Source organism: Massilia sp. P2_C2, assembly GCF_056404615.1.
In genome coordinates, this window is sequence record NZ_JBFUDR010000102.1 from 1 (window position 1) to 19441 (window position 19441).

Annotated in this window: 13 protein-coding genes and 2 pseudogenes; 11 read left to right on the plus strand and 4 right to left on the minus strand. The window is 64.0% G+C overall.

The window, feature by feature from the left end; all coding sequences use genetic code 11:
• Positions 1–1960 (minus strand): annotated as a pseudogene (locus AC1DYX_RS13920) (hypothetical protein); the annotation flags it as partial.
• Between the two features lie 304 nt (positions 1961–2264).
• Here AC1DYX_RS13920 and AC1DYX_RS13925 point away from each other — a divergent pair.
• The 4 genes and pseudogenes from AC1DYX_RS13925 to AC1DYX_RS13940 all read left to right on the plus strand — a co-directional run bounded on the left by AC1DYX_RS13925 (position 2265) and on the right by AC1DYX_RS13940 (position 6711).
• Positions 2265–3302: an alpha/beta fold hydrolase gene (locus AC1DYX_RS13925; RefSeq protein ID WP_477259684.1), complete on the plus strand. Its 1038-nt coding sequence runs from the start codon at positions 2265–2267 to the stop codon at positions 3300–3302.
• Positions 3303–3322: 20 nt separating this feature from the next.
• Positions 3323–3427 (plus strand): annotated as a pseudogene (locus tag AC1DYX_RS13930) (peroxiredoxin); the annotation flags it as partial.
• A gap of 65 nt (positions 3428–3492) precedes the next feature.
• On the plus strand, positions 3493–3972 hold the full coding sequence (locus tag AC1DYX_RS13935) for a MarR family winged helix-turn-helix transcriptional regulator (RefSeq protein ID WP_477259686.1): 480 nt from the start codon (positions 3493–3495) through the stop codon (positions 3970–3972).
• 246 nt (positions 3973–4218) lie between these two features.
• On the plus strand, positions 4219–6711 hold the full coding sequence (locus AC1DYX_RS13940; protein WP_477259688.1) for a glycoside hydrolase family 31 protein: 2493 nt from the start codon (positions 4219–4221) through the stop codon (positions 6709–6711).
• A gap of 61 nt (positions 6712–6772) precedes the next feature.
• Here the strand turns inward: AC1DYX_RS13940 and AC1DYX_RS13945 are convergent, their stop codons facing one another.
• Positions 6773–7657, minus strand: a complete 885-nt coding sequence (locus AC1DYX_RS13945; protein ID WP_477259706.1) for a LysR family transcriptional regulator — start codon at positions 7655–7657, stop codon at positions 6773–6775.
• Between the two features lie 194 nt (positions 7658–7851).
• Between AC1DYX_RS13945 and AC1DYX_RS13950 the strand changes: the two genes are divergently transcribed.
• From AC1DYX_RS13950 to AC1DYX_RS13970, 5 genes are all read left to right on the plus strand, one after another.
• Complete coding sequence (locus tag AC1DYX_RS13950) at positions 7852–9261, plus strand: KamA family radical SAM protein (RefSeq protein ID WP_477259690.1); 1410 nt, start codon at positions 7852–7854, stop codon at positions 9259–9261.
• Position 9262: 1 nt separating this feature from the next.
• Complete coding sequence (locus AC1DYX_RS13955) at positions 9263–10591, plus strand: aspartate aminotransferase family protein (RefSeq protein ID WP_477259692.1); 1329 nt, start codon at positions 9263–9265, stop codon at positions 10589–10591.
• Positions 10592–10610: 19 nt separating this feature from the next.
• Positions 10611–11156, plus strand: a complete 546-nt coding sequence (locus AC1DYX_RS13960; protein ID WP_477259694.1) for a carboxymuconolactone decarboxylase family protein — start codon at positions 10611–10613, stop codon at positions 11154–11156.
• 25 nt (positions 11157–11181) lie between these two features.
• Complete coding sequence (gene fdxA / locus AC1DYX_RS13965) at positions 11182–11520, plus strand: ferredoxin FdxA (protein ID WP_477259696.1); 339 nt, start codon at positions 11182–11184, stop codon at positions 11518–11520.
• A gap of 212 nt (positions 11521–11732) precedes the next feature.
• Entirely contained in the window at positions 11733–14252 is a 2520-nt protein-coding gene (locus AC1DYX_RS13970; RefSeq protein WP_477259698.1) for a glycosyl hydrolase 115 family protein, read from the plus strand.
• A gap of 106 nt (positions 14253–14358) precedes the next feature.
• Here the strand turns inward: AC1DYX_RS13970 and gudD are convergent, their stop codons facing one another.
• Complete coding sequence (gene gudD / locus AC1DYX_RS13975; protein WP_477259700.1) at positions 14359–15699, minus strand: glucarate dehydratase; 1341 nt, start codon at positions 15697–15699, stop codon at positions 14359–14361.
• A gap of 26 nt (positions 15700–15725) precedes the next feature.
• Positions 15726–17012 (minus strand): MFS transporter, encoded by a 1287-nt coding sequence (locus tag AC1DYX_RS13980; RefSeq protein ID WP_477259708.1) that lies wholly within the window; start codon positions 17010–17012, stop codon positions 15726–15728.
• Between the two features lie 337 nt (positions 17013–17349).
• On the opposite strand from AC1DYX_RS13980, the gene AC1DYX_RS13985 reads away from it, so the two are divergent.
• Together AC1DYX_RS13985 and AC1DYX_RS13990 are read left to right on the plus strand one after the other, a co-directional pair.
• Complete coding sequence (locus tag AC1DYX_RS13985) at positions 17350–18900, plus strand: alpha-L-fucosidase (protein ID WP_477259702.1); 1551 nt, start codon at positions 17350–17352, stop codon at positions 18898–18900.
• 318 nt (positions 18901–19218) lie between these two features.
• A complete protein-coding gene (locus AC1DYX_RS13990) occupies positions 19219–19431 on the plus strand; it encodes a hypothetical protein (protein WP_477259704.1) in 213 nt (70 codons plus the stop codon).
• The last annotated feature ends 10 nt before the right edge of the window (positions 19432–19441 follow it).

Genomic DNA, 19441 nt, shown 5'->3' on the forward strand with positions numbered 1-19441 from the left:
GTTCCGGCGCGGGAACGACGAGCGCGGTCCCGGCATCGGCTATGCCATCACCGTGTTCGTTGACGAGAGGGAAGCGGGCACTATCGGTAGCATCCGTCAGGAGGCTCATGCGCTGGGCACACCATCCATCGCGGGGGCAGAGTAGCGGATAACTCAACAACACGCGATGACCGTCCTGGACGCTGGACGCATTGAACACCAACAGTGGCTGTCCGTCGTTGCGCAATCTCTCTTCGTTCAGCAGGGCATTTCCATCAGGTTTGATTCCGCGGGAGCGAAGAAATGCCTGGTACCGGTAAATCCAACTCATCTGCAGTGCGCCGGCGCGCGTCGCGAAATCCGTTTGTCCGGCAGACCCGTCGATACGTGGTGCATTCCCGCGCCCTTGCATCAGGTCGTAGGCCGCACCACGCAGCAATACCGGACTCAAATGATCGGAGCTTGCGGCGGCCAATAATCCATTGACTAACGGATACGCACGTTCGCCGGCTTTCGTATGCCGACAACGTTCGCGTTCAGCAGGACCGTATGCGTCAACCCGACTGGCGGCATACAGGAGACTGCCGATCGCGCCGCCCGACACGCCACTGATCGCGAAGATGTGGTCGCCAAACGCGCCGCACGTGGCCTCATCGACAGCTGCCAATGACGCCGCGGTGTGGGCGGCGGCGCGGCTACCGCCRCCCGCTGCCGCCACGAGAATGATCGGATCATTTTCTCCGTGTCCCGGCTGTGCGGCCCAGCGTTGGTACCTCTCCCAGACACGGTCACCCATCGGACAAACGGTTCCGGGATCGTGACAATCGCCATGCACGAACGTCTGTTCCGGCGCTGCCAGCGGCGCAGGCGGCGCAATGTTTTTCCAGGAAATAATGACGAAAACAACCAGTGCACACGAAAACGCGGCACGCCCGAACAAGGCGGCCAACAGCACGTACATTAAGCCAGCCGCAGACGACACCAGCGTCAGTGTCGCAGGGGCAAGCAAGTAGCCGGCTGCGATGTCTGGCGCGCTGTTGGCAGCATATAGCGCTATCGCCGTCAGTAACAGGCCTGAGAGATAGATGCTCACAGTCTGCTTCGTCAACCCTCGGAAATAGCGCCAGAGTCCAAACGGGGCAGCATCAGCCACATCATGCGCACGACTCGGCGCTGGAGTCGACATACTTGTCGGTATGATGAGCAATAAAAGCGGCAACAAAAATGCGACCGCGACGCCCAGGACATGGGCGTGATCCGAAGCACGGATCGCGATCAAACGTACCTCGAGCATGAGGATGAACCCCACGCCTGCACTGAGCCCGAATGCAGCCAACGGGTACTTTTGTCTACAACCTGCCACGTGGGCTGCCGCCAGAAGCACGGCAGAGAAAAACAGCACAGCGACCACAAATAGCAGCGGCTCCAAGTGGGGCCCGCGCGAGCTCGGAGATACAAGCACAACTGCGACGACAAATAAACAGCTCAGTTGCAGCCGCATTTTGCTGGGCGCCCTACGAAGCGCAGCACGAACAATTCCTCCAAGTACGAATAGCCCGACGAGTGCAGGGAATAACAGTGGTTCTTGATAGGCGTAGCCAGTCGCTGTCAGTGTGCGGAATGAAAACAACAGGAGCGGCATCGCGCCGAGGACTGTTGCACACCCGACAAAGTATTGGCTACGCTCGTGACTCCAAACCGAGGCCGATCTCAGCGCTATCAGGGCCGTGTCGCGCACCAGAAAGGCGTACCACAGGATACTCGCTGACAGCAGGATAAATTGGAGCGGCGTGACTTGCATGCCCAAATTGCCGTCGCACTCATTCCTGCCGACGCTGCACAGGTACAAGATGTTGTCGAGGTATTCGTCGGTCTGATCCACACCCCAGATCAAACTAAACAGGACTAATGCCGTCACGGCGCGCCGTACGACCCATATCAGTTTGCACGCTCGTCGCAGCAAACGAAAGAAATCACGCATGACCTGCCGCCACGCCCAGGTACGTATACCCACCACATTCGAGAAGTGATTCAAATCCATTTCTTACAATAAATATTTCAAATACGAAATATTGCAATATCCGCATTGATCTGTCCAGCCCGAATCGCTGCCGCCCGCGCTGGACCGGACGCGTCAACTGATGAGCCGTCACCAGTCGCCCGAATGCAATCAAACAATACTTATCGCAATAATGATTATTTCGGTTGAAAAGATTCCTGGGTAGTGATAAGATTTGTCTAATAAGGATTATCGTCATAACTAACATGATTCGAAGGAGCGCATCATGAATAACCATCGCAAGTCTGTCGGCCTCCGCGTCATCACGCTGAGTGTCCTTGCCGCGGCGCAATTCGCTTTGCCGGGCCTGGTCCACGCAGAACCGACCAAGGACGCACCGCAAGCGCAAGCACACGCGCAGGCGCGCACGTTCGCATCGATCAGGCATATCGACGCTGGCGACCTGAACATCGGCTACGTCGACGAAGGTCCGGCCAACGGCCCCGTCGTGATCCTTTTGCACGGCTGGCCTTACGACATCCACAGCTACATCGATGTCGTTCCCATGCTGACCAAGGCGGGTTACCGCGTGCTTGTGCCTTACCTGCGCGGCTATGGCAGCACGCGTTTCCGCGACCCGAACGCGGTCCGCAACGGCGAGCCGGCGGCGCTGGCGTCCGATGTCGTCGCCTTCATGGATGCGCTCAAGATCGACAAGGCCATCCTCGCCGGCTATGACTGGGGCGCGCGCAATGCCGACATCGTCGCCGCGCTGTGGCCGGAGCGGGTGAAGGGGCTGGTCTCCGTCAGCGGTTACCTGATCGGCAGCCAGGAAGCCGGCAAGCAGCCGCTGCCGCCGAAAGCCGAGCTGCAATGGTGGTACCAGTACTATTTCGCCACCGAGCGCGGCCGTGAGGGCTATGCCAGGAATACCCACGATTTCGCCAAACTGATCTGGCAGACCGCCTCGCCGCAGTGGCATTTCGACGACCGCACGTTCGAGCGCAGCGCCGCGGCGCTGGACAACCCGGACCAGGTCGCGATCACCGTCCACAACTACCGCTGGCGCCTCGGCCTGGAGCAGGGCGAAGCGAAGTACGCGCAGCTGGAGGCGCGACTGGCGCAGTCGCCGGCCATCACGGTGCCGGCCATCACGCTGGAGGGCGACGCCAACGGTGCGCCCCACCCGGAGCCTGCGGCCTACGCCAAGCGCTTCACCGGCAAATACAGGCATGAACGAGTCGAAGGCGGCGTGGGCCACAACCTGCCGCAGGAAGCGCCGCGCGCGTTCGCCGGCGCCGTCATCGAAGTCGACCATCTCTGATTACATCGAAAGGATGCGCCATGAACACGATCGACCAGGTTCTCTACACCGGCAAGACCCATACGACCGGCGGCCGCGAAGGCGCCGCGCGCAGCGACGACGGCCGGCTCGACATCGTGCTTGCCTGAGCCGGCACCCGGCCCGTTTCGAGTGCGATAATCGTTATTTCGATAAATACTTGGAGTGGGCAATGAGCAAACACGAAAAACGGCGCGACAACATCGCCATGCTGGGCGACTTCATGTGCTTCGCCATCTACTCGACGAACCTGGCGTACTCGCGTGTCTACAAGCCCGTGCTCGACGCGCTCGGCCTGACCTATCCGCAGTATGTGACCATCATCTGCTTGTGGGAGCAGGACGACCAGACCGTCAAGGGCCTGAGTGAAAAGCTGTTCCTGGAGCCGAGCACCATGACGCCCATGTTGAAACGCCTGGAAGCGATGGGATACGTACGGCGCGAACGCGACAAGGAAGACGAGCGCAGCGTTCGCGTCTCGCTGACGGAGGAGGGCCGCGCGCTGCGTGAAAAAGCGTTCGACTATCGGGAGATCACGGCCAGGGCATCCGGCCTGGCGCCCGATGAATTCCGGGCGCTGCAAAAAGCCATCGTCAATTTGCGCACCAACCTCATGAATGCCGCCGCACAGGAACATGATCATGACGACTGAGAACAGAGCGTTACACCACATCGACGAAGCCTATATCGACGGGACATTTATACGGGTGCATGGCAGCGAGGTCGTGGCCAGCGTGAGCCGGTGCGGCGCATCGGCGAATCGACCGTGCTGTTGGTGTCCGTCGGCTGAATGGGTGTGGAAGCTGCTTGCCAGCTGAATCCGTTTTGAGTAACAATCTGGCGACATTCATCAACGGGTATGCAGGCGCCATCTAACAGGAACACAATGAAAAAAACAATGAGGCGGACTTCCATGTTCGGCGTGCTGGTCGCGTCGATGCTCTTTTTTTGCCATGGCGTCGCATTCGCCGCGATCCGCGACGTGCGCGAAACGGGCAACGGGCTCGAGTACAAGATAGCCGATACCCGGATGCAGATCACGTTCGTCACGGACCGCATCGTGCGCGTGACGGCAACGCGGAACCGCGACTGGTCCACCTCTGCGCGTCTGATGCTGGCGGATGTCGCCGCGAAGCCGGGGAACACCACGTCGCGCGACGAGGGGGACACGCGCGTGCTTCGTTCGTCGCAAGTGACCGTGACACTGAACCGGACCACGGGCGCGATCACGTTCCGGGATGCCGCCGGACATCTGCTCGTGCGCGAGGACGATGCGACGCCGCGCTCGTTCGAGAACGTTTCGGTGATCAAGTCGATGCCGGATCCGGCAACGGTCAAGACCATCAAGACCGTCGACGGCGACCGGCAGGTCGCGGGCGCGTATGTCCAGAAGAAGGACCGCGAGGCGTGGAAGGCCACCGCGCATTTCCGTCTCCAGGACGATGAAGCGCTGTACGGACTGGGCTTCGACGAGACGGCGGACCTGAACCTGCGCGGCAAGACCAAGCGGCTTTACCAGCACAACCTGCGCAAGGTCATCCCTTTCATCGTGTCGACGCACGGTTACGGCCTGTTGTTCGATGCGTACAGCGCGATGACGTTCGCGGACGGCAAGGCGGGCACCTCGGTCACCAGCGATGTGGTGGACGACCTCGCGTACTACTTCGTCCTCGGACCGACGATGGACGGCGCGATCGGCGGATTCCGCCAGCTGACGGGCGCCGCCACCATGCTGCCGCAATGGGCCTACGGCTATGTGCAATCGAAGGAACGCTACAAGACCCAGGAGGAAGTCGTCGACACGGTGAAGGAATTCCGCAAGCGTAAAATCCCGCTCGATGTCATCGTGCAGGACTGGAATTACTGGACGCCGGACCATTGGGGCAGCCCCGTTCCCGAAGCGTCGCGCTATCCTGATCTCGCGGCGATGACGAAGGGCGTGCATGACCAGAACGCGCACGTGATGATCTCGATCTGGCCGAATCCGAGCCCGCTCGACCCGCCCGGCAAGGAACTGAAAGATGGCGGGTACATGAGCGCAGGCTCGGCCAACGTCGACTTCTTCCAGCCCAGGGCGGCGGAGATCTACTTCCGCAATGTGTGGAAATACCTCGGCCGGCACGGCATCGATGCGTGGTGGTGCGACTCGACGGAGCCGGAGGTCGCGGACTGGACCTGGGATCCGAAGCGCGTGGAGAATGCCGACGACGTCAACATCGCCGGCCTGGCCCGCGTGATCGATCCGCAATTCCTGAACGCCTATGGGCTCGTGGATTCGCAGAATCTGTTCCGCAACTGGCGCAAGCAGACGTCCGACAAGCGCATGCTCAACCTGACGCGCTCCGGCTATGCCGGCAGCCAGGCGGCGGGCGCGGTGCTCTGGACTGGCGACATCGCGGCGAAATGGCCAGTGCTGGCGCAGCAGGTCGCGGCCGTCCAGCGCTTCAGCGCATCGGGCACGCCATACATCACGTTCGACATCGGCGCGTTCTTCGCCGGACCCGGCAAGCCATGGTTCTGGAGCGGCGAATATCAGGGCGGCACCGCCGATCTCGGCTACCGCGAGCTGTACACCCGCTGGCTGCAGCTCGGTACGTTCATGCCGATGTTCCGCAGCCACGGCACCGATACGCCGCGCGAGCCATGGTACTTCGGCGAGCCGGGCACGCCATTCCATGACGCGATCCTGCAAGCCATCCAGTTGCGCTACCGCCTGCTGCCGGCCATCTATTCGCAGGCGGGCCTCGTGCACCTGCGCGGCGCATCGTTCATTCGTCCCGTCGCCTTCGCGTTCCCGGACGATCCGCGTACCCACGACCTGAAATCGCAGATGATGTTCGGCGACGGCATCATGGTCAGCCCGGTGATCTCGCCGATGTATTACGCGGCGAAGTCGGCGCCGATCGATGGCGCCGCAAAGAACCGCGACGTCTATCTGCCGAAAGGCACGTGGATCGACTTCTGGACCGGCGAGAAGCTGTCCGGCGGCAGGACGGTCACCGTCGACGCGCCGATTTCGCGCATCCCGCTGCACGTCCGGGCCGGCAGCATCCTCCCGATGGGGCCGGTCGTGCAATACGCATCGGAACAGCCCGACGCACCGATCGAGCTTCGCGTCTATCCCGGCGCCAACGGCGAAACGACGTATTACGAAGACGCAGGCGAAGGCTGGGGATACGAACGCAGCGAATATGCGCTCGTCAGGATGCAGTGGAACGACGCAGCGGGAAAGCTGACCATCGGCCAGCGTCAGGGAAGTTTCCCAGGGATGAAGGTGCGGCGCCTGTTCAAGGTCGTGGTCGTCGGCCCGGACGCGGGGCGCGGTGCGGAACCGGTCGACAAGGCGATCGACGTGGTCTACGACGGCAGCGCCGTCACGGTCGAAAGATAAGAGCGGGACGACGGCTATCCGGGCAGCTTCGGCTGCCCGTTTTTTGCCTGGACGTGCCGGATCAGGCCCCCGTCGCGCGATACGCCCGCGCAATCCCAAGCAGCCACTCCTTGAACGGCTGCAGCAACGGCGCATTCTGCTTCGCTTCCGGATAGACCAGGTAATAGCCCTTGTCATTCCTCAGTGACATTTCGTTCGGAATCACCAGTTCCTTGTTCGCCAGCTCGGCGAGGACGAAGAAACGCGGCACCAGCGCCACCCCGAGGCCCGCGCGTGCCGCTTCCACCAGCATGGAAAACAGTTCATAGCGTTGCCCGCTCATGCAGTCGACATCGTGCACCCGCGCCTGCAGGAGCCACTGGCGCCATGCATCGGGCCGGGCCGATTGATGGAGCAGCGGCAGACGCGCGAGGTCCGCCGGCGCCAGTTGGGTCGATCCGCCCAGCAGCTGCGGACTGCAGACCGGGACCATTTCCTCGCCAAACAGATGCTGCGCGATGGTGCCCGGCCAGACCGGATTGCCGAAGTGGATGGCCGCGCTGAACGGCGTGCCGGTAAAGAGGAACGGTTCGGCGCGGGTCGTGAGGTTCAGGGTGATGTGGCGGTGCTGCGCGTAGAACTGGGGCAGGCGCGGGATCAGCCAGCGCGTGGCGAAGGTCGGTATCACGGCGAGTTCGAGGATGCCGTCCGCGCCGCGCCGGGTGGCCACCGCCAGCGTGTCGCGTTCGATCCGGTCCAGGTTTTCCCGTACCTGTTTTGCATACGCTTCGCCGACTTCGGTCAGGCTGACGCGCCGTTTGACACGGTTGAACAGGGGCAGGCCGACATACTCTTCCAGCGCGGCGATCTGGCGCCCGATCGCGCTGGGCGTCAGCGCCAGTTCGTCCGCACTGCGGGTGAAGCTCTGGTGGCGCGCCGCCGACTCGAACGCGATCAGCGCTTCCATGCTGGGCAGTTTTCGTCTCAAGGTTGTTTCCTCAAACGCACAATGTTGCGCATTTTTATCGTTTGTGCCGCGTAATTTTTGCACGAATACTAAGACATGTCCGAAGCATACGCACTCCGAATTTTCCGCCGCAAACATCGTATCGATGTTTGCGTTTGATCAAAACATTCTCATCAACAAATATGGAGGAAGACATGCTAGCCGAAGCAGCCGCACCCCGTTTCAAGCCTTACACCCGCCAGACCATCCAGCAGGCGCCGCAATGGGCACTGATGCCCCGGCATTTGCAGGAGGCCGTGCTGGTGGTGTCGCGCGTCATGCCGTTCCGTACCAACCAGTATGTGATGGATGAGCTGATCGACTGGAACAATATTCCGGACGATCCGATCTACCGCCTGACCTTTCCGCACGAAGACATGTTGGCGCCCGAGGACTATGCGATCCTGCGCGACATGGTGCTGGTCCAGCAGGACGAGCAAGCCATCGAGCGCGAGGTGCGGCGCCTGCGTCTCGGGATGAACCCGCATCCGGCGGGCCAGATGACGCATAACGTGCCGACCATCGATGGCGTGCCGCTGCGCGGCCTGCAGCACAAGTACAAGGAAACGGTGCTGTTTTTCCCCAGCGCCGGCCAGACTTGCCACGCCTATTGCACGTTCTGCTTCCGCTGGCCGCAATTCGTGGGGATGGACGACCTCAAGTTCGATGCCAAGGAATCGAACGAACTCGTGAGCTACCTGAAGCTGCACCCCGAAGTGACCGACGTGCTCATCACCGGCGGCGACCCGCTGATCATGAGTACCCGCGCGCTGGCCGGCTACCTCGAACCGCTGCTGGCGCCCGAGCTGGCGCACATCCAGAACATCCGCATCGGCACCAAGTCGGTCTCGTACTGGCCGCAGCGCTTCGTCACGGACAAGGACGCCGACGAACTGGTGCAACTGTTCCGCAAGGTGGTCGACTCGGGCAAGAACCTGGCGATCATGGGGCATTACAACCATCCGGCCGAACTGCGTCCGGCGATCGCGCAGCGCGCCGTCAAGCGGATCGTGGGATCGGGCGCCACCTTGCGCATGCAGGCGCCGCTGATCCGCCACATCAACGAAGATCCCGCCGGCTGGGCCGAACTGTGGACGACCGGTGTGCGCCTGGGCGCCATTCCCTACTATATGTTCGTCGAGCGCGATACTGGGCCGAGCCACTATTTCCGCCTGCCGCTGGCCAAGGCGTACGAGACGTTCCAGGCCGCGTACCAGCGCGTGTCGGGACTCGCGCGCACGGTGCGCGGGCCGTCGATGAGCGCGTTCCCCGGCAAGGTGGCGATCGACGGCATCGTCACGATCGGTGGCGAAAAGGTCTTCGCGCTGCAATTCCTGCAGGCGCGCAATCCGGATTGGGCGCGCCGCCCGTTCTACGCCAAGTTCGATCCCGAGGCCACGTGGCTGGACGACCTGGTGCCGGCCTTTGGCGAGGAACGCTTCTTCTTCCAGAACGGCGACGACGACGCGCATCGCGTGATTCCGATCCATGCGCCGCGCCCGCATGCCGCCCACCCGTCCGCCGGTGGGGAAGGGTACGAAGAGACCATGAGCACGGGGACCTGACATGACGCGGTTACTGCATCGACAAATCCACCACGCGTACCCGCGCGCCGTCGGCGGCGAAGGCATCCACCTGATCGACGCGGCGGGCCGGCGCTACATCGACGCCAGCGGCGGGGCGGCCGTGTCCTGCCTCGGTCACCAGCATCCGGCGGTGCTGGCCGCGATGCACGCGCAGCTCGACCAGCTGGCCTATGCGCACACGAGCTTTTTCACGACCGATGTCGCCGAAGCGCTGGGCGAGGAACTGCTGGAGCATGCGCCACCCGGGATGTCGCACGTGTACTTCGTCTCCGGCGGTTCGGAGGCGGTGGAGGCGGCGCTGAAGATGGCGCGCCAGTACTTCGTGGAGCGCGGCGAACCGCAGCGCCGCTATTTCATCTCGCGCCGCCAGAGCTACCACGGCAACACGCTCGGCGCCCTCGGCGTCGGCGGCAATGCCTGGCGGCGCGCCCAGTTCGCGCCCATCCTCGTCGACAATCACTACATCGATCCCTGTTACGCGTACCGCTACCGGGAGGCCGGCGAGAGCGACGAGGCCTATGGCGTGCGCGCCGCCGACGAACTGGAGGCGAAGATCCGTGAACTGGGTGCCGGCAACGTCATCGCGTTCGTGGCCGAGACCGTCGTGGGCGCGACGCTCGGGGCCGTGCCGCCGGCGCCCGGCTACCTGCGCCGGATCCGCGACATCTGTAATGAACACGGCATCCTGCTGATCCTCGATGAAGTCATGTGCGGCATGGGACGCACCGGCACGCTGCATGCCTGCAGCCAGGACGGCGTGGCGCCCGACCTGATGACGGTGGCGAAAGGCCTGGGTGGCGGTTATGCGCCGATCGGGGCGACGTTCGTGTCCAAACATGTCTTCGACGCATTCGCCAAGGGGTCCGGCATGTTCCAGCACGGTCACACGTATGTCGGCCACCCGCTGGCCTGCGCCGCCGCGCTGGCCGTGCAGCGCACGGTCCGGGAAGAACGGCTGCTCGACAACGTGCAGGCCCGCGGGGCGCAGCTGGAGCAGGGCTTGCGCGAGCGCTTCCGGGATCATCCGCACGTCGGCGACATCCGCGGCCGCGGCCTGTTCTGGGGTGTCGAACTGGTGGCCGAGCGCGGCTCGAAGGCACCCTTCGATCCGGCGCGCCGGCTGCACGCCGGCATCAAGGCGGCTGCGATGGAACGCGGCCTGCTGGTGTATCCGATGGGAGGGACGATCGACGGCCGCGCCGGCGACCACGTCCTGCTYGCGCCCCCGTTCATCTGCGACGCCGGCGCCATCGACGCCATCCTCGACCGGCTGGCGGATGCCATCGACACGGCCATCGAAGGCCTTTAAGGAAAGAAAGGAGAGAACCATGTCCCGTATTCCCCACGCCGCGCGCGCGCCGGAGGCGCCCAAGGAGCTCGTCGACGCCATCCTCGCCCGCCGCGGCGGACGCCTGCTGAATCTCGACCGCATGCTGTTGCGCAGCCCGGCCTTTGCCCGGGGCTGGAACGCGTTCCTGGGCGAAGTCAGGAACAGCCTCGGACTGTCGCCCAGGCTGCGCGAACTGGCCATCTGCATGGTCGCGGTGCTGAACGGCGCCGACTACGAGTACTACCATCACGCGCCGGAGTTCCTCAAGGCGGGCGGCAACACGCGCCAGCTCGCGGCGCTGCGCCGGCTCGGACAAGGCGACGTCGACCCGACGCTGTTCGATGCGAGCGAACGCGCCGTCGTCCGCCTCACGCTGGAGATGACGCGCGACGTGCGTACCTCGGACGCGACGTTCGCGGCGGCGATCGACGCGCTGGGCGACCACCAGCACGTGGTCGAACTCGTCGGCGTGATCGCCACGTACAACATGGTGTCGCGCTTCCTGCTCGCGCTGCAGATCGAACCCGAAACCGTAGCTTCCTGATCGTCACCACTGCAAAGGCACAACCATGACTTATGTGGTCACCGAAAACTGCATCAACTGCAAGCACGGCGATTGCGTGGAAGTCTGTCCCGCCGAGGCATTCCACGAAGGGGCCAATTTCCTCGTCATCCATCCCGAAAAATGTATCGATTGCGAGATGTGCGTGAGTGCCTGTCCGGTCGATGCGATCTATTTCGAGGCGAACGTGCCGCCGGATCAACAGGAATTCGTCGCGCTGAATGCCCGTTATGCCGGGCTCTGGCCGGTCATCCTGGACAAGAAACCGGCGATGGCGGACGCCGCGTCCTGGCATGGCCGGCCGGGGCGGCGGCAGCTGCTCGATCCGGCGCCGGCGGCGGGGTGAGGTCGCGCGCGTAGCACGTCATGCACAAGGCCCTGTTTTTACGGGGCTTTTTTTATGGAGTCGTAATCCGTCCACCTCATCGTGCAGACCTTTCATGTGCCCGTAACGAACTTTGATATAGGTGGCGTCAAAAATAATAATTTACTTGGTAGCGCTACCTCGCTATAGTCCGACCAGTCATACGCCTATCGAAGGAAGGACTCTACCTCGCCATGACAATAAATCCACGCCTTGCCGCCGCCGTGGCGCTCTTCACGTCGCTTGCCGTGCTGCCTGCGGCACATGCCCTGGAAGTCACGAGTACCGCACGTCCYGGGCCGGGAGCCTTGAGCCTGGTCAGCGGCGCCGGTACCGTCACCGTCGCGGTGGACGCGAAGGACGACGCATTGGTGCAGTTTGCCGCCCGCATGTTCGCCGACGACGTCGCGCGCGTGACCGGCAAGCGTCCCGCCATCGCTGCCGGGGCCGGGCGGGGACGCCGGATGATCATCGCCGGCACCCTCGGGCAGAGCGGCCTGCTCGACCAGCTGGCGGCCAGCGGCAAGCTGAAAGACCTGGACAAGGTCCGCGGCCGGTGGGAGGCCACGGTCACGCAGATGGTCGAGCGCCCGTTTCCAGGCGTGGACCGTGCCTTCGTCATCGTGGGCAGCGATCGCCGCGGCGCCGCGTACGGGCTGATGCAGCTGTCGGAAAAGATCGGCGTGTCGCCGTGGTACTGGTGGGGCGACGTGCCCGTCCGGCACAAGGCGGCACTGGCGCTTAGTGCGCCCGCGCCGGAAATCACGGCGCCGGAGGTCAGGTATCGCGGCATCTTCATCAATGACGAGGACTGGGGCCTGCATGCCTGGGCCAGGCAGACCTTCGAGCCCGAGGCCGGCGGCATCGGCCCGAAGACCTACGACAAGGTCTTCGAGCTCATGTTGCGCCTGCGCCTGAACACGATCTGGCCTGCCATGCACGAGGTCAGCCGGGAATTCCATGCGGTACAAGAGAACGTGGTCCTGGCCGACAAGTACGGCATCGTCGCCGGCGCGTCGCACTGCGAACCCATGCTCTACAACAACGTCAAATGGAACCAGAAAGAGCGGGGCGCCTGGAATTACCTCACCAACCGCGAGGCCATCTTCAAGACCTGGGAAGAGCAGGCCAGTACGCGCGGCGGCATGGAGGGTGTCTGGACGCTCGGCATTCGCGGCATCCACGACCAGGGCATGCAGACRCCGCCCGGCGACATGCCGGGCAAGCTGAAACTCATGGGAGAGGTGATCGAGGACCAGCGCAGCTTGATCAAGCAGCACGTGACTACGAAATGGGGACCGGTCGCCCAGGCCTTCGTCCCCTACAAGGAAGTGTTGCCGATCTACGATGCCGGCCTGGCGCTGCCTGACGACGTCACCCTGGTGTGGACGGACGATAACTTCGGCTATATCCGCCGTTTGAGCTCGCCTGCCGAACGCAAGCGTGCCGGCGGCGCGGGCGTGTATTGGCATCTGTCCTATTATGGCGGGCCGCACTCCTACCTGTGGATCAATTCGACGGCGCCCGCGCTGATGTGGGAGGAATTACACAAGGCGTGGGAAAACGACGCTCGCACGATGTGGATGATCAATGTGGGCGATATCAAGCCGATGGAAATCGGCATGGATTATTTCGCCCGGTTCGCGTGGAACCCGACGGCCTACGGACCGGATTCCCAGCCCGCGTTCCTGCGTGCCTTCGCGGCCGAACACTTCGGCGACAAGCTGGCGCCGGCCGTGGCCGATCTGCTGGCCGGGTTCTACCAGCTCGGCACGATCCGCAAACCCGAGCTGATGGTGCGCGCGTGGGCGCTGTCGCTCCCGCCGGAGCGGGCCGCCGAGCTCGAAGGCCGGTATGCGCGCCTGCTCGCGGACGAAGCCAAACTCGCCGCCGCGATACCGGCCGACATGGGCGACGCTTACACCGAAATGATCGGCTTCCCCGCGCGCGTGCTGGGCGCGACCGGCACGATCTTCATGGCCGACCGTGCGGCCCAGCTCGGCAACGACCCCGACGGGCAGGCCGCCCGGATCGCGCGCCAGCGCGCCTTCCTCGAACAACAGGTCGAGGCGTACAACCATACGGTCGCCCATGGCAAGTGGAAGGGCATGATGCCCGGCCTCGTCACCGCGCAAAATCTCATGGCGTGGAACAGCCAGGTGCGCTGGCCATGGGGCGAGCCGGCGGGCGGTACGACGTCCAGGGTGCAGCCGGTCGACGCGGGACGCGTCTGGCGCGCGGCGGCCGAGGCGGATAGCCGGTCGGATGCCGGCGCCGCGCGCTGGACGCCGGTCGCGGGACTGGGCCACACCGGTCGCGCGGTGGCGCTGAAACCCGCCAGCCTCGACTCCACGTGGGAAGCCGGCGACGGCAAGGCGCCTGCGCTCGTGTTCAACTTCGAGGCGGATAGTGCGGATGCAGTCCAGGACCTGCTCATCGACTTCATGCCGACGTTCCGCATGTACCCGGGCCGCAAACTGCGCGTCGGCGTGATCGTCGATGAACGGGCGCCGGTGCTGGTCGAAGTGCCCGGGTCGGGCGGTCAGGAAGACGAGTCGGGCGCCATCCGCCAGGAAGGGGTGCAGAGCAATGTCGTGCGTGCGCGTGTGACGATGCCTGCGCTGTCCCCGGGGCCGCACGTGGTGAAGATCCGCGCCGTGGACCCGGGTGTCGTCATCGACCGGATCGCATTGCCGGTGACGGCAGCGCGTTGATCCTCCCAGCCATCAAGAATGACGAAAGCCCCCTGATCCAAGGGGGCTTTGTTCGTCTGCCCGGGCTTGCACATCGAAGGGACGGTTCGATTGCAGCCGGACCCCTTCAGCGCACCAGGCAGGGACGCTTGTTGTCGAACTTCCAGCCGGGGATGAGGAATTGCATCGCGACTGCGTCGTCGCGTACGCCCAGGCCCATGTTCCGATACGCCTGGTGCGCCTTTTCCAGCTCGGCCTCGTCCAGCTCGATGCCCAGGCCCGGTTGCGCCGGGACGTGCACGAGCCCCTTTTCGATCTTCAGCGGCTCTTTCGTGAGGCGCTGGCCGTCCTGCCAGATCCAGTGCGTGTCGATCGCGGTGACCTTGCCCGGCGCSGCCGCRCCCACGTGSGTGAACATGGCGAGCGAAATGTCGAAGTGGTTGTTCGAGTGCGAGCCCCACGTCAGGCCGAACATCTGGCACAACTGCGCGACGCGCACGGCGCCCTGCATGGTCCAGAAATGCGGATCGGCCAGGGGGATGTCGACGGATTGCAGCTGGATCGAATGGGCCATCTGGCGCCAGTCGGTGGCGATCATGTTGGTGGCGGTGGGCAGGCCGGTGGCGCGGCGGAACTCGGCCATCACTTCGCGGCCSGARAAGCCGTTCTCGGCGCCGCACGGGTCYTCGGCRTAGGCCAGGATGCCGTGCCTGTCGCGGCACACGCGGATCGCCTCGTCCAGYGACCAGGCGCCGTTCGGGTCCAGGGTGATGCGCGCGTCCGGGAAGCGTTCGTGCATCGCGATRRTCGCTTCCATTTCTTCGTCGGCGCTCAGCACGCCCCCCTTCAGCTTGAAGTCGTTGAAGCCGTAGCGCTCGCGCGCGGCCTCGCACAGGCGCACGATGGCTTCCGGCGTGACGGCTTCTTCATTGCGCAGGCGGAACCAGGCGTCGCCGGCRTCCGGCTCGCCGCGRTAGGCCAGCGGSGTCTTGTTGCGGTCGCCSACGTAGAACAGATAGCCCAGCATCTCGACCGYATTGCGTTGCATGCCTTCGCCCAGCAGTGCGGCCACGGGCACGCCCATGAACTGGCCCAGCAGGTCGAGCAGGGCGGATTCGACGGCCGTGACGGCGTGGATGGTCGTGCGCAGGTCGAAYGTCTGCTGGCCGCGGCCGCCGGCGTCGCGGTCGGCGAAGGCGGTGCGCATCGCGTTCAGCACGTTGTTGTACTCGCCCAGCGTCTTGCCGACGACGAGCGGGCGGGCATCCTCGATGGTCTTGCGGATCTTGTCGCCACCCGGCACCTCGCCCAGGCCGGTATTGCCGGCGCTGTCCTTCAGGATGACGATGTTGCGGGTGAACCAGGGGCCGTGGGCGCCGGAGAGGTTCAGCAGCATGCTGTCCTGGCCGGCGACGGGGACGACGCGCAGTTCCGTGACGACGGGTGCGCGGGTAGCGATAGTGTTCATGATGATGATTCGTGGGATGGAGCGGGTTATGGGTTCGCCAGCGACTTGACCAGCTTGACGCGCTTGATGTCGCCGACGACGAACAGGTAGCAGGCGATGGCCAGTGCCGCATTGGCGCCGACGAAGATCAGGGCACCGGCGAACGAGCCGGTCGCCTGGACGATGTAGCCGATCGCGATCGGGGTCGTGATGCCGGCCGTGTTGCCGAAGGTGTTGAACAGGGCGCCGGAGAGACCGCCCGCTTCCTTCGGCGACGTGTCGGAGACGACGGCCCAGCCGAGCGCACCGACGCCCTTGCCGAAGAAGGCGAGCGACATCACGGCGACGACGAGGGCGTCCGCATCGATGTAGTTACAGGCGATCATGCTCATCGACATCAGCATGCCCAGCACGATCGGCACCTTGCGCGACACGGAAAGCGGGTAGCCGGCCCTGGCGAGACGGTCGGACAGCCAGCCGCCGGCGATGCCGCCGAGGAAGCCGGCGATGGCGGGCAGCGAGGCGACGAAGCCCGCTTTCAGGATCGTCATGTGGCGCTCCTGCACCAGGTAGACGGGGAACCACGTCAGGAAGAAATAGGTCAGCGTGGTGATGCAGTACTGGCCGACGTAGACGCCCAGCAGCATGCGGTTGCCCAGCAGTTCCTTGACGCAGGCGAACGTGTTCACCTCGCTCTTCGGTTCGGCGCGGTTCCGCCTTTCGAGGTCGACGAGGGCGCCGCCTTCCTGGATGTATTTCAGTTCGCTGGCGCTGACGGTCGGGTGTTCCCTGGGGCCGTGGATCGTCTTCAGCCACACGAAGGCCGTCAGGATGCCGAGGCCGCCCATCACGTAGAACACGCTGTGCCAGCCGTGGGCGTGCACGAGCCAGCCCATGATTGGCGCGAACAGGACGGTGGCGAAATACTGCGCCGAGTTGAACACGGCGGCCGCCAGGCCCCGTTCATTGGTGGGGAACCAGCTCGAGGCGATGCGGCTGTTGCCGGGGAAGGAGGGCGCCTCGGCCGCGCCGACGAGCAGGCGCAGCGTGAACAGGACGCCCACCGCCGCGCCGCCGGCGACGAAGCCGGTCGCGCCCGTGAACAGGGTGAACGTCGACCACAGGAAGATGCTGAAGAAATAGGTGATCTTCGAGCCGAAGCGGTCGAGCAGCCAGCCGCCGGGCAGCTGCGCCACCACGTACGACCAGGCGAACGCCGAAAAGATGAAACCCATCTGGACGGCGGTCAGGCCGAGCTCTTTCCTGATCTCCGGGCCCGCGATCGAGATCGTCGCGCGGTCCGCGTAGTTGATGGTCGTGACGGCGAACAGCATGGCGAGGATCAGCCAGCGCTTGCGCGTCGCGACCCGTGCCGCGCTGGCGGTCTCGATGGTGTGTGCTTGTTCCACGTTGGTCTCCTGCCTTGTCGATGCGTTTTATGAAGGAGGGTGCGCAGCGCATCCCTCTCCCGCTCCGTGCTCGTGCGGCACGGTTGGCTGCGGGATCGATTCATCATAGGCTTGCGTCGATACCCCAACAAACCAAAGAATGTCGTCATCAATCCAGAATTTGAATCAACGGGCTGCGCAGGATGACCCTCATCGGTTGAATGTATTGAAAATATAAAATACAATGCATTAATAATCCTTAACGACATTCCGGAGATCACGCATGACCACCCGCCGCGCCACTCTTCTCGCGCTTGCCGCGCCCCTTCTTGCCTTGCATATGCCCGGTTCGGCCGCCTGTGCGGATGATGCGGCCGCGCAAGCGCCCGTGCAAATGACCACCGTGCCCGGTCCGTTCCGTGCGGACGTGGAGTCGCTCAAGACCTACCGGACGCCCGAGTGGTTCCGCGACGCCAAGTTCGGCATCTGGTCGCACTGGGGCCCGCAGGCCGTGCCGCGCGCCGGCGATTGGTACGCGCGCAACATGTACATCTACGGCACCCCGCAGTACAAGCATCACCTGGAGCACTACGGCCATCCGTCCAAGCACGGCTACAAGGACATCATCCCGTTGTGGACGGCGGAGAAATTCGATCCGGACGCGCTGATGGCCCTGTACAAGAAGGCCGGCGCACGCTACTTCGTCAGCATGGGCGTCCACCACGACAACTTCGACCTGTGGGATTCGCGCTACCACGAATGGAATGCGGTGAAGATGGGCCCGAAGCGCGACATCGTGGGCGACTGGAAGAAGGCCGCGCAGAAGGCCGGCCTGCGCTTCGGCGTGTCGGAACACCTGGGCGCCAGCTACAACTGGTGGGCGCCGAGCCACGGCTACGACAATATGTGGCCCATGCTGGGCGCGAGCTACGACGGCGCCGATCCGAAGTATGCCTCGCTGTACCACCGTGCCCACGACGAGGCCTATCGCGATTCGCAGACCTGGTACACCACCGACAAGCGCTTCCACCAGGAGTGGTTCAACCGCATCACCGACCTGCTGACGCACTACCAGCCCGACCTGCTGTATAGCGATGGCGGCATTCCCTTCGGCGAAGTAGGCCGCACCCTGGTGGCCAACTACTACAACGCCAGCATCGCCAACCATGGCGGCAAACTGGAGGCGGTATACGACCACAAGAACATCGGCTCCGGCGAATTCATCCGCGAGGCCGGCGTGCAGGACGTGGAACGCGGCGTCATGGAAGGCATCCAACCCTTGCCCTGGCAGACCGACACCTCGATCGGTGACTGGTTCTACAGCGAAGGCTACAAGTACAAGACCGCCACCGACGTCGTCCACATGCTGGCCGATATCGTGAGCAAGAACGGCAACCTGCTGCTGAACGTGGTGCAGTACCCCGACGGCAGCCTGCCGCCCGAGGCGATGCAGTTCCTGCAGGAGATGGCCGAGTGGATGAGCGTGAACGGCGATGCCATCTACGGCACGCGTCCGTGGAAGATCTTCGGCGAGGGCCCGACCAAGGCGGCGTCGGGCCACTTCAAGGAGGACACGGTCTACACGCCGCAGGACATCCGCTTCACCACCAAAGGCAACGCGCTGTACGCCACCACCCTGGGCACGCCGACCACGACGGTGCGCATCCAGTCGCTGGGCCGCAAGGCCGGGCTGGAAACCCGTCCGGTGAAGGCCGTCGCGCTGCTGGGCAGCAAGGCGCCGCTGCGCTGGGAGCAGACCGACGAGGCCCTGGTGATCCAGTTGCCGGCCAGCCTGCCCAGCAAGATCGCGTCCAGCTTCCAGATCCGGTTCTGATTACCTATCCCAGTAGGGTGGGCACTCCTGTGCCCACCAAATGCATGCCGGTCCGCGAACGTTTGGTGGGCACGTTTCATTGGATTGATGCCCCCGGCATCAATCCCCCCCGGCCTCAAATGCCCACCCTACAGGTACCTCGCACATGAAAAACCTGTCCCGTCGTTCCCCACTTGTTCTCGCCCTTGCCCTGACGGCGCTGGCCAGCCATGTTCCCGCAGCCGCACAGGGCGGCGCCGGCGCCTGTCCGTCCGACCGCCTGGGCACATCGAGACGCCGACGGTCCTCGACGCCCTGAAGGCGAAGCACATCACGGTCATGTCCGTCGATACGGGCATCGACGACTGGGCGCCGAACGACCAGAGAACCGACGTGATGGTGCGCCGCCTGCTGGATAACCTGAAGTCCAAGGGTGGCGGGATCATCCTGATGCATGATGCGAACGAGCCGACCGCCGTTGCCTTGCCCGCCATGCTCAAGGCGCTCAAGGACAACGGCTACAAGGTCGTGCACGTGCGCTGGGAACAGTAAGAACCTGTCT